The organism is Mycobacterium sp. 1245852.3, from assembly GCF_001669335.1.
GTDB lineage: Bacteria > Actinomycetota > Actinomycetes > Mycobacteriales > Mycobacteriaceae > Mycobacterium > Mycobacterium europaeum_A.
This window is the reverse complement of record NZ_LZLL01000177.1, coordinates 1-634: the sequence shown is the minus strand read 5'-3', so window position 1 is coordinate 634 and position 634 is coordinate 1. Positions and strand designations below refer to the sequence as shown.

Annotated in this window: 1 protein-coding gene; it reads left to right on the top strand. The window is 67.7% G+C overall.

The genetic code is table 11. The features are described 5' to 3' along the window. Positions 1-634, top strand: a 634-nt coding sequence (locus A9W96_RS07885) for an AMP-binding protein (protein ID WP_156765151.1), incomplete at both ends; no start/stop codon positions are given.

Here is a 634-nt window from a genome sequence, read left to right as displayed (position 1 = left end):
CTGTGGATGCCCAGCCCGGTACAGGCTTGACGGGCCCCGAGCCCGACGATATCGCGTACTTGATCTACACCTCGGGCACCACCGGGGTGCCCAAGGGGGTGGCGATCACCCATTGCAATGTGACCGAGCTGTTGGGGTCGTTGGGCGCTGGCCTGCCGGGGACGGGTACGTGGGCGTTGTGTCACTCGTTGGCTTTCGACGTGTCGGTGTGGGAGATCTTTGGTGCCCTGTTGCGAGGTGGGCGCCTGGTGGTGGTCTCTGAGCCGGTGACCAGTTCCCCGCACGAGTTACATCGGGTTTTGGTGGCCGAGCGGGTCAGCATGTTGACCCAGACGCCGTCCGCGCTCGCGACGTTGCCGGTCGAGGAATTGGAGTCGGTGGCCGTGGCCGTGGTCGGTGAGGCGTGCCCCGTCGAGGTGGTGGATCGGTGGGCGCCTGGTCGGGTGATGGTCAATGCCTATGGCCCGACCGAGACCACGATGTGTGTGGCGATCAGCGCCCCGCTGTCCGCGGGCGCGGGTGTGGTGCCGATCGGCTCGCCGGTCAGCGGAGCCGCACTGTTTGTCCTCGACAGTTGGTTGCGCCCGGTGCCCGCCGGGGTGGTGGGGGGGTTGTATGTGGCCGGCACCGGGGT